Raw genomic sequence first — 10,360 nt, 5'->3', positions numbered from 1 at the left:
GGCAGCTCAGGCCGAACTGACCAAGGAGCATTTGCGTTCTCTGGAACTCAAGGAAAGTTTCTTCCTCCAGGAGTCCGCTACTAGGATGGGAGAACGGAAAACCCGCAGAATCTACGGCATGTGTGGACGGATCGAGACGTGGGAACTTTCCGATAACAGTCAGCGCTGAGGATGATCCCCAGCTCGAAGAGGGCGGTTTGCGAATGGCTAAGGCGGACGTTGGACGGGCCACCATCAGCGAGATTGCCAGGGAAGCCGGCGTCTCCGTTCCCACTGTTTCCAAGGTCCTGAACGGGCATGCCCATGTGGCGGCGGCGACGCGTGCGCGGGTTGAGGAGATCATCGCCCGGCGTGACTACGCGCGCCGCCCGGCGAAGCGGAGCAAGAAGGCCGGCCTGATTGACCTGGTGTTTCCGGGGCTGGGCTCGGAGTGGGCGCTGGAAATCATCGAGGGTGTGGAGCGCGTGGCGCAGGATGCCGGGTACGGCACGGTGGTGAGCAGCCTGTCCATGGACGGATCGCGGATCCGGCCGTGGCTGGCAAACCTTGCGGAGCGGAAGTCGGACGGGCTGCTGATGGCGGTCTATGAGCTGGACTCCAAGCAGATCCAGCGGATCAAGTCGCTGGGGATTCCGGTGGTGCTCATTGACCCGGTGGGCCAGCCCGGACCTGACCTGATGACGGTGGGGGCCGCGAACTGGGAGGGTGCCCACTCGGCCACGGAGTACCTGCTGGGGCTGGGACACCGGCGGATCGGCATGATCGGCGGCCGTGAGGACCTGCAGTGCAGCAGCGCCCGGGAAGACGGGTACATCTCCGCGCTGCGGCGGGCCGGCATTTCGATCGATCACGCGCTGATGGTTCCCGGCGATTTTTCCATCGAAGCCGGTGAGGCCGGAACCCGAAAACTCCTGGAGCTGGCTGACCGGCCCACCGCCATCTTCACGGGCAACGACGCCCAGGCCCTGGGTGCCTACCGAGCGGCGCGCAGTGCGGGCCTCCGTATTCCGCAGGATTTGTCCCTCGTTGGTTTTGACGACATTCCCGCGGCCGAATGGATCGAGCCGGGCTTGACCACCATCCGCCAGCCCGTGGTCCAGATGGCGGAGACAGCCATGCGCGCGCTGCTCCGTCACCTGGACGGGGACGAGGAACTCCCGCAGCGGATCGAGCTCGGGACCGAGCTGGTGGTGCGGGGCTCGACGGCGGGACCGGCAAAGGCGTAGCCTGCCCCTGGTGCCCGGACCCAAATACGCCGGCCACCACGTTGCCGGGGTTCATCAGCAAACCTCAGCAGCGCAGTAGCCGGCGTCAGGGCGATCGGGGACTGCTAGTCCCTTTGTGCGGCTTGTGTGCCGCCGGCCGTGAGGGAGGCCTGAGAACGACACTCCCGGCGCCTCTGGTACCGCCCAAGTGAGGTAAGGGATACTGCCGGTATGAACGGGGAGGCATGGTCGTGAGGATCTTGATCGTTGAAGACGAAAAAGTGTTGGCCGAAACGGTTCGCCGCGGGCTGCGTAATGAGGGGTTTGTCGTGGATGTGGCCCACGACGGCGTCAGCGGCATGTCGGCCGCGATAGAGAATTCCTATGATGTGATTCTGCTGGATCTGATGCTGCCGCTGAAGAACGGATACGACGTACTCAAGGGAATCCGGGAACACCGGATCTGGACTCCTGTCCTGATGCTGACGGCGAAAGACGGTGAGTACGACCAGACGGACGCATTCGACCTCGGGGCAGATGACTACCTGACCAAGCCCTTCAGTTTCATGGTGCTGGTCGCTCGGATCCGGGCCTTAATGCGCCGCGGGGGCCCTGAGCGGCCGGTGGTCCTCGCCGTGGGGACCTTGAACCTGGATCCCGTGAGTCGCAGTGTTCGCCGCGGCGATACTCACATCGGGCTCACGGCCAAAGAATACGGGCTGTTGCACTACCTGATGCGCAGGCACGGGCAGGTGGTCTCCAAGTCCGAGATTCTCGACAACGTCTGGGATTCTGCCTTCGAGGGGGGAGATAATGTCGTGGAGGTGTACATGGGCTACTTGCGACGGAAAATCGATATACCTTTCGGGCTGCACACCCTCACCACTATCCGGGGAATGGGGTACATGCTCAGCCCCGACCGTGCCGCAGCGGCTTCCCCAGCCCCTGCAGCAGAGTGAGCCGCTGAGGTGGGGCTTTCTCAGGGGACTCTTCTTGACCGGGGAATGCCAGCTCGAACCGGCACCCGCCGCCGGGAGCTTCCATCGACAGGATCCGGCCGCTGTGGGCGCTCATGATGGCGGCCGCGATGGCCAAACCCAGGCCGCTGCCACCGCTTTCGCGGGACCGGCTTTCGTCAAGCCGTACAAACCGTTCAAAGATCCGCTCGCGTTCGGCAACCAGCACGGGCGGACCATCGTTGTCGATGGTGAGCAGGACGCCGTCAGCGGTGTTGCGCACTTCGATGCTGATCCGAGACTGTGCGTGTCGCTCCGCGTTGTCCAGGACGTTCCGGACTGCCTGGCCGAGGCGACGGACGTCGCCTGTAACCCGGGCCGGTTCAAGAAGGGCCTCGATCTCATGTTTGCTGGTGGAGCGCAGACGGCGGACCTCTTCATCCAGGACGTCATCCAGATCCACATCTGCCGTATCCAGACGCAGGCCCCCGTCGTTGGTCTTTGCCAGGGTCAGCAGGTCCTCGACGAGGTAGCGCATCCGCGCCGTTTCCCCGGCTAGGATTTCCTTCATCTCCTCCCACGTGGCCCCGGACGAATCAGCGGCCGCGATTTCCACTCCAGCGCTGAGTGTCGCCAGGGGGCTGCGTAATTCATGGCTGGCATCAGAGACGAAGCGTCGCTGTTCCAGATCCGAAGCCTGCAGCCGTTCCAGCATCATGTTCATCGTCAATGCCAGGGCCTGGATCTCGTCGGACGTCTGAGGCACCTCGACACGGCCGTCCAGCCTCCTGGCGTTAATGCCCGCGACCTGGCCTCGGATCCGCTCAACCTGGCGCAGCGACCGTCCCACGAGTATCCAGACACCGACGCCGACCCCTGCCACCAACAGCGGTGCGGCGCCAAGCATGAACCACGCCACCGTGGTAACCGTCTCGGACTGGACCTGCACCGTGGCGGCAACAACAACGGTGTAGACCTTCCCGTCCTCTCCGACACCCGTGGCAACCACGAACAGTTCATCGTCAGGTAGGCTCTTCAGCCCGGAAACGCGCTGGGACAGCGTTTGCTTCGCTTCTGGACGCAGCGTCGTGATCGGCGTCGCGGCCGTGGCAGCAACGGACGCGGCGTAGACCGATCCCTTGGGATCCAGGATCTGGATATACTGGCCCGGGCGGGCGGCGGACCTGACGTATTTGCCCGCTTCATCGAGGTCCTGTTCTACGATGTGGACAATCACGTCCTCGGCCTGCTGGCGGGTGAGTGTTTCCGTGGAGGCCACCAGAGCACTCTGCAGCAGCAGCAGCAGGATCAGTCCGCCTACGAGCAGCGCGGCCGCCACAGCGGCGACCGCCGTGGCCGTGGCGCGCTTGCGCACACCCCAGCGGGTGCGCACCGTTTCGGACTGAGGGGGCACCTTATCGGCATCCATGTTCCAAGGATGCGTCCCCGTCCCGCCAGAAACAAACCCCTCGCCGATACTCCTCAGGTCAGTCACATGCCCGTTAAGCCTGCTCTTATGTTCCATGACGCACAATGGTGACATGGCGCTGTGCCACGCGGCCGTGAAGCAGCAGCTAACCCTGGAAGGGAGCCGCCTATGACCGTACATGGACGGCCGGAAGGCCGGGACTCTTGCTCCCGGCGCCAATGAGAACCCGCGAGGTTCCTCCTACAGCTTCGCGGGTTCTCTTTGCCCTGCCAAACGTGGAGTGCCCGCCTTGGTGTCAGCCACTCCGGAAAATCTCCCAGCCCCGCGGGGGACTGTCTGATGAACGGTTTGGCTGATGAACGGTTTAACGGGCGGTTTCAAGGAGGAGCTTCGGCTGCCGCGAGACTTGCCCCTCACGCTAGTAGGAAAGCAGGCTGTGCGTTGGCTGAGACAGGCTGTGCGGCGGCTGAGAATTGTCCGGTGAATGTTGGAGGCGGAGAAGACGTAGAGCAAGCTAGGAGTACACAATTCGAAACGGCTGGGGAGACAAGTAGAGGAGACTGTCATGGGCAAGAAAACCCTTTGGATCACCGGCATGGCTACGGCAGCGGCTGCGATCGGGGGAGCGTCCGCTGCGGTGGCGGGCAGCACGCCCGGCGACGATCAGCCGTTAACTGGATCCGTCCTCCAGCAGGCCAGCGATTCGGCCATTGCCCACACAGGTCCAGGCACCGTAGCCAGTGCAGAAACGGACAATGACGCCAATACTTCATATGAAGTGGGCGTCCGGTTGAACAACGGCAACAGTGTCGAAGTTGAGCTCAACAGCTCGTTCCAGGTGGTCACGACGGAGCACGACGATGACGGGGCCGGCTCTGGGCCGCCTTTGAGCGCCGCTGACCGGGAGAAGGCAGGACAAGCCGCGGTGGCGAGGGTTGGCCAAGGGCGGGTCGGAGAAGTGGAACGCGAGAACGAAGGCGGCTCCGCGTATGAGGCGGAGATCATCCTTCCGGACGGCTCCGAAGTTGACGTTGAACTGGGAGCAGATTTCCAGGTCCTGCGGACGGAAGCGCCCGAGCGCGACTGATCGGCGGGCCTGACCCCAGCCGAGCAACCGAGTTTTTCCCGCCGTCCTCGCGAGGAGGGCATTCGTACCCGAAGGCAGTGTTCGGTCAGGACGATAGCCTCAGCATGCAACACGGCCACGTGCCGAGCAGGGAGCCGTGGGATGAAGAAAACGACACGGATTCTTTTGGTGGTCCTGGTAATCAACGCCGCTGTCATGGTCGCGGGAATGTTGCTCGGGCCTGACACCGCAGGCTCTGCCTTCTTGGTGATCTCAATAGGAATCGGGGCCTATGCCGCCCACGGGCGAGGGAGGGAGGCAGGACATGAAACCGGGGGGCCTGGGTCTGGGGCAATAGGAGCGGGAATACAATGACCCCATGGGTTCCGTTGGCGATTCCTTGGCCGCTTTGCCTCCGTCGGATCGGGCTTGTCCTCAACGGGTGATTGAGGTTGCGCGGGCCGTGGCGCCGGAGGCTGTTGATGGCGTGAGCTACGGGATGGCTGCCCTGAAGCTTGACGGGAAGCCGCTCCTTGGAGTCGTTGCAGCTGCTAAGCACCTCTCCGTCTTTCCGTTTTCCCCGGAGGTTATTGACGCCGTCGCCGGAAGGCTCGAGGGCTTCTCCCTGTCAAAAGGCACCATCCGCTTCACACCGGATCATCCCTTCCCGGACGAGATCATTGAGGAGATAGTCCGCCTGCGGCGCACGGAGATCCTCAAGTAGGCCGCCCGTGCCAGGCTAGCCATGAAGCAAGGGGTGTCACCGACGCCTCCTGCCCATGGAGCGGACGCACCGGATCCGGTTTATCGTCTATTGGGTGCAATCGCCCATGGGGATGCGAGGATAAGTCGGACCTGCCGTGTGGCTGACTAAACTGAATGCTGAGGAAGGCGGTCCGTACAGTGAAGGAAACTGCTACCGGCATGCCGGGAACGGTCCTGCAGGAGCGCTACCGGGTAGGCGAGGTGCTTGGACACGGCGGCATGGGCACTGTGTACCGCGGCACGGATCTGGTGCTGGGCCGCGATGTCGCACTCAAGATTTTCCGCGCGGACCTTGCAGATCCGGCAGAACTGAGCAGGCAGCAAAGCGAAGTTCGGTTGCTTGCACGGCTGAACCATCATGGTCTGGTTACCCTCTTCGATACCGGCACGCTCCTCCAGGACCAACGGGACGTTCCCTTCCTCGTGATGGAGCTGATCCCTGGAATTGACCTTCACCGTCGTCTCGCAGCCGGGCCGCTGACGGGAACTGAAGCAGCGCGGATAGGGGCGGAACTGTCTGAGGCGCTGCAGTACATCCACCATCACGGCGTGGTGCACCGTGACGTCAAACCGGCCAATATCCTGCTGGCCCGCTATGCGGCAGATGCCGAAATCCGCGCCAAACTCGCAGACTTTGGTATTGCCCGGATGCTCGACGGGGCCCGGCTAACCGCCACCAACATGATTCCTGGTACGGCCGCCTATCTGAGCCCGGAACAGGCCAGCGGGGAGCCCGTGGGCCCGCCCGCAGACATCTATTCACTGGGCTTGGTGCTGTTGGAAGCTCTCACCGGGAAGGTGGAATTTCCGGGTTCCCCGCTTGAGGCCGCTGTGGCCCGGCTGTCGCGGGATCCGGTTGTACCGGATGCTCTGGGTAAACGGTGGAAATCGCTGTTGGCCGCCATGACTGCCCGCGACCCTGATGAGAGGCCGGACGCCGGCAAGGTCGCCAAAGCTTTGCGCGACGGCGGCGACTGGAGCACGCTGTCCGGGCCGGTGGGTGCTGCAGATGCTAACGACGAACTTGAGCCCCAGCGAACCCTGGTCCTGCGCGCGGGCCAAGGGCAGCGTCCTGGCGCTGCAGCGCCTATTGGGAGCGAAAGAGGAGTGCTTCCTGCCCTGCCGAGCAGCGAAATGACCAATGCCACGTCCTGGCGGCCAGCTCCTCAAGTCCCGTCACGCAAGCCGGCATCAGTCCGCCAGCCGCCAGCATTGTCGCGGCCTTGGAGGAACCTGCGCAACATCGGTAGCCGCAAGCTGTGGGTTTTCGCGGCGTTCTGCACCGCGACGGGAGTACTCATCGCCGTTGTGTTGCTGGGTCCGATTCCGCGTTCTTCGCCGGGGCCGGTTGATGCCCCGGCTCCCGCCGTTCCGGGGCAGATGGGCGACCATTTCAAGGAGCTGGAAGAGAGCGTCAGGCCATGATCCACGTACAGCCCACCGGCTTGAAACGTCCTGGTCCGGAGCTGCGGCCGGGCCAATTTCCTCGTGGGAACAGCTTCTTCCGGATAGCCGCCACGTGGATCCTCACAGCCCTCCTGCTGGCTGGGTGCGCGGGTGCACCTGAGTTGGATGAACAGGTGGCAGGAAACCTCCAGGCCCGTGTTGCTGCGGCCAAACAATTCGCCGCCCAACAGGATTTCGGTGCTGCCGTGACTGAGCTTGAGAAGTTAGGCAATGAAGTGCAGGCTGCGGCAGACCAAGGGCGCCTGTCGCAGGAGAGGCAATCCCGTATTGAGGCGTCAATCGCCAAGCTCCGGGCTGACCTGGACGCGGCCATCGCCGCCGCTGAACCGCCAACACCCAGTCCAACAGTCCCTTCACGTGAACCTCAACAGGAGCCTGGCCGGGAGGGAAAGGAGGACGCGAAAAACGGGGAAGGCAAAGACGAAAACAAAGATCAAGGCAAGGATGACTGACCGACTGATGACTGACTGCTGGTGCGGTCAGTAGAGCGGTCAGACGGCGAAAGGCCCTGGCCAATGGCCGCTGGCCGGGGACTCCTTCCCCGGCTTAGAGGATTGAGTACTGGGCGATGATTACCCCTGTAGCCGTCGTGATTGACCGCTGCAGAGTCAGATCGAGGCGCTGGCCGTCACCGAACAACTTCGTCCCCGAACCGAGCACGATGGGATGGATCAGCAGAATGTACTCGTCGATCAGTCCGCCTGCGTGCAATGACTGGACGAGTTGCCTGCTGCCCAGGATCGTCAGGCCGCCGTTGACTTCCTCACGGACGGCGGCGACAGTTTCGGTTGCCTCACCCGCAAGCAGTGTTGAGTTCGGATATGCCAAGTCGGTTCCAGCCGATCTGGAGACCACATACTTTCGCGAGTTCAGGAGAACATCGGTGAAAGGGTTCGGTTCCGGCGTCGTGCTCCAAAACCCGAGAAGGTCTTCGTACGTGCGGCGGCCGAACAACAGAGAACCCTCGGATGACATTCCCTCGCCAGCGAACTGCATGGATACCTCATCCTGATAGCCATTGGCCCAGCCGCCGTACTTGAATCCTTCGCGAGTGTCCTCATCGGCCCGTCCGGGTCCCTGCATGACCCCGTCAAGGGTGACGCTCTGGAAAGCACTTATCTTTGTCATCACATGCTCCATCAATCGAATGGGTCCAGCGCCGGGTCCCGATTTCATCGAATCTCACCAAGTTCCCGGGCGCGGAACACGCCTAACCAAGCCCCGCACAGCAGGATGCCACGCCGGCAGTTGCGCGAATAATTTCCACTGAGCTTTTCAGTGGATTATCTGATAGCGCACGTGGGTGACGAGCCTGGTGCCGCTCGCTTCCGTCGGCTCAAGCTGAAGGTTCGCGACGCCGTCCAAAAGCCGCTCGCCCGATCCCAGAACGATGGGTGCGATGTGGAGCCGCAGCTCGTCGATCAGCCCCGCTGAAAGGTATTGGCGGACGGTCTGCGCTCCTCCGGCAATGGCCACGTCCTTGTTGCCAGCGGCCTTCCACGCCTGGCCCAGCGCCGATTCGATCCCATCGGTCACGAAGTTGAACGTGGTGCCGCCCTGCATCTCCAGGGGCTCGCGTGGATGGTGCGTGAGAACGAATACGGGTGCGTGATAGGGGGGTTCCTCACCCCACCATCCCCGCCATTCCTCATCCCAGTCCCCGGGTCCTGCGAACATGTTCCGTCCCATGATGTAGGCACCGGCCGCGAGGATGCCTTCGAGCGCGGCTGCGTTGGACTCGGGTTCTTCGAACTGCCATCTGTGCAGCAGCTCTCCACTCTCGCCCAACGGTTCCGCCCGGCTTTGGTTCGGACCGGCGGCGAATCCGTCGAGGGAAATGGTCAGGTCGCACGTGACTCGGTTCATGCGCCCATCATGTCACCACCCGGCGGTTCGGGTCCGGGCTGAGCGTCCAGTAGTTGTCGCCGTTGTGCCGCTCGCAGGTGATGTTCCCGTGGCCGACGACCCACCGCGCAAGGAGGTCGTTTGTGTCATTATATGCGTATGAATGCAGATAACGGAGTTTGTTCCTTAGGGGTGGACAGCCAGTACGTGGAGTTGGCCGTTGAAGTCTTCGCTATGCTTGCCGACGCGACCAGGGTGCGCATCATCCTTGCCCTACGCGACGGGGAGATGGCGGTGGGCGCTTTGGCTGAGGAGGTCGGGAAGTCACCGGCCGCAGTGTCCCAACATCTGGCCAAAATGCGCCTGGCCCGGATGGTTTCTACCCGGCAGGACGGAACCAAAGTGTTGTACCGGCTGGAGAATGAGCATGCCCGCAAGCTGGTGGCGGACGCGATTTTCCAGGCCGAACACGCGCTCGGCGAAGAACCCGCCCACCATCGCCGGGATAGGAAGGAGGGCTCATGAGCAGGCCAGGACCGGTCCATGAGCAGCACACAGACCATGGACATAGCCAGGGCCACGTGCACGGGCACGAGCACCATCATCATAGCGGGTTCAAGGGCTGGCTGGTGGAGCTCTTTGTTCCCCACACGCATGACGCTGCCGATTCGATCGATGATGCCATGGAGGCAAGCACTGAAGGCGTGCGTGCCTTGAAGATCAGTCTCTTCCTTCTTCTGGTCACGACTCTCTTGCAGTTCCTGGTGGTGCTGATCAGCGGTTCCGTGGCTTTGCTGGCTGATACGATCCACAACTTCTCGGATGCCCTCACGGCGGTGCCTCTGTGGGTTGCATTCATCCTGGGCCGCCGCGCCGCGACCCGCCATTACACCTACGGATTCGGGCGGGCGGAAGACCTAGCCGGGCTGTTCATCGTCGGTGTCGTCGCCCTGTCCGCTGTGATCGCGGCGTGGCAATCCGTTGACCGTCTCCTGCACCCCCAGCCCCTGAGCAACCTGTGGTGGGTCTTCGCGGCCGGCCTGATCGGTTTTGCCGGAAATGAGGCAGTTGCCATGTACCGCATCAGGGTGGGCCGCCGGATTGGTTCGGCCGCCCTGGTCGCCGACGGCGTGCATGCCCGCACGGACGGCTTTACGTCCCTGGCTGTCGTCCTCGGCGCGGTGGGGGTCATGCTTGGCTTCCCACTGGCTGACCCCATTGTTGGTATGTTCATCTCCGCAGCCATTCTGGTCCTTTTGTGGGGGACGGTGCGCAGCATCGGGCGCAGGTTGATGGACGGGATCGAACCGGACCTGATCGATGCGGCACACAAAGCCCTCGAGGGCACCCCGGGCGTGCTGGCCGTGCCGCGTCTTCAGCTGCGCTGGTCGGGACACCGCCTGCAAGGCGCCGCGACGCTGCTCGTCGCCCACGACGTGAGCCTGGCGGCGGCTGAACAGACGACCCATGAAGCCGGACAGCGCCTGAGCCATGCCCTGCCCAAGGTTGACGATATGGTGCTCACGCCCCTCACCGCCACGACAAAAGGCAGCCGCGCATGAGGTCGAGCATTGAAGCCTTAGAAAGAAGGGAGGGGCTCTAGGAACACTCCAGAGCCCCGTCCAAG

Annotated in this window: 11 protein-coding genes; 8 read left to right on the top strand and 3 right to left on the bottom strand. The window is 63.0% G+C overall.

Annotated features, from left to right (window positions below):
• Nucleotides 1-203: 203 nt before the first annotated feature.
• Nucleotides 204-1,226, top strand: a complete 1,023-nt coding sequence (locus QFZ30_RS15660; protein WP_307077743.1) for a LacI family DNA-binding transcriptional regulator — start codon at nt 204-206, stop codon at nt 1,224-1,226.
• Between the two features lie 230 nt (nt 1,227-1,456).
• A complete protein-coding gene (locus QFZ30_RS15655; protein ID WP_307077740.1) occupies nt 1,457-2,164 on the top strand; it encodes a response regulator transcription factor in 708 nt (235 codons plus the stop codon).
• On the opposite strand, the gene QFZ30_RS15650 is transcribed toward QFZ30_RS15655, so the two are convergent.
• Complete coding sequence (locus QFZ30_RS15650; protein WP_307077738.1) at nt 2,115-3,590, bottom strand: sensor histidine kinase; 1,476 nt, start codon at nt 3,588-3,590, stop codon at nt 2,115-2,117. The two genes, QFZ30_RS15655 and QFZ30_RS15650, sit on opposite strands and share 50 nt — an antisense overlap.
• Nucleotides 3,591-4,155: 565 nt before the next feature.
• Between QFZ30_RS15650 and QFZ30_RS15645 the strand changes: the two genes are divergently transcribed.
• The 4 genes from QFZ30_RS15645 to QFZ30_RS15630 all read left to right on the top strand — a co-directional run bounded on the left by QFZ30_RS15645 (nt 4,156) and on the right by QFZ30_RS15630 (nt 7,340).
• Nucleotides 4,156-4,677: a PepSY domain-containing protein gene (locus tag QFZ30_RS15645; RefSeq protein WP_307077736.1), complete on the top strand. Its 522-nt coding sequence runs from the start codon at nt 4,156-4,158 to the stop codon at nt 4,675-4,677.
• A 358-nt stretch (nt 4,678-5,035) separates the two neighbouring features.
• Nucleotides 5,036-5,380, top strand: coding sequence for an iron chaperone (locus tag QFZ30_RS15640; RefSeq protein ID WP_307077734.1), 345 nt, complete (start codon nt 5,036-5,038; stop codon nt 5,378-5,380).
• A 179-nt stretch (nt 5,381-5,559) separates the two neighbouring features.
• The gene (locus QFZ30_RS15635; RefSeq protein ID WP_307077732.1) at nt 5,560-6,846 is read left to right on the top strand and encodes a serine/threonine-protein kinase; all 1,287 of its coding nucleotides are present in this window, start codon (nt 5,560-5,562) and stop codon (nt 6,844-6,846) included.
• Nucleotides 6,843-7,340 carry a hypothetical protein gene (locus QFZ30_RS15630; RefSeq protein ID WP_307077730.1) on the top strand — a complete coding sequence of 166 codons (498 nt, stop codon included), beginning with the start codon at nt 6,843-6,845 and terminating at the stop codon, nt 7,338-7,340. Before QFZ30_RS15635 ends, QFZ30_RS15630 begins: the two co-directional genes overlap by 4 nt.
• 94 nt (nt 7,341-7,434) lie before the next feature.
• On the opposite strand, the gene QFZ30_RS15625 is transcribed toward QFZ30_RS15630, so the two are convergent.
• Nucleotides 7,435-8,016, bottom strand: a complete 582-nt coding sequence (locus tag QFZ30_RS15625; RefSeq protein WP_307077728.1) for a dihydrofolate reductase family protein — start codon at nt 8,014-8,016, stop codon at nt 7,435-7,437.
• A 147-nt stretch (nt 8,017-8,163) separates the two neighbouring features.
• Entirely contained in the window at nt 8,164-8,754 is a 591-nt protein-coding gene (locus QFZ30_RS15620; RefSeq protein ID WP_307077725.1) for a dihydrofolate reductase family protein, read from the bottom strand.
• A gap of 138 nt (nt 8,755-8,892) precedes the next feature.
• Here QFZ30_RS15620 and QFZ30_RS15615 point away from each other — a divergent pair, with 138 nt between their 5' ends.
• Both QFZ30_RS15615 and QFZ30_RS15610 read left to right on the top strand, forming a co-directional pair.
• Complete coding sequence (locus QFZ30_RS15615) at nt 8,893-9,258, top strand: ArsR/SmtB family transcription factor (RefSeq protein WP_307077723.1); 366 nt, start codon at nt 8,893-8,895, stop codon at nt 9,256-9,258.
• A complete protein-coding gene (locus tag QFZ30_RS15610; protein ID WP_307077721.1) occupies nt 9,255-10,295 on the top strand; it encodes a cation diffusion facilitator family transporter in 1,041 nt (346 codons plus the stop codon). Before QFZ30_RS15615 ends, QFZ30_RS15610 begins: the two co-directional genes overlap by 4 nt.
• Nucleotides 10,296-10,360: the final 65 nt, after the last annotated feature.

Origin of the sequence: Arthrobacter pascens (assembly GCF_030815585.1) — a bacterium.
In the GTDB taxonomy this organism is placed as follows: domain Bacteria; phylum Actinomycetota; class Actinomycetes; order Actinomycetales; family Micrococcaceae; genus Arthrobacter; species Arthrobacter pascens_A.
This window is presented reverse-complemented; position numbering and strand designations above follow the sequence as displayed.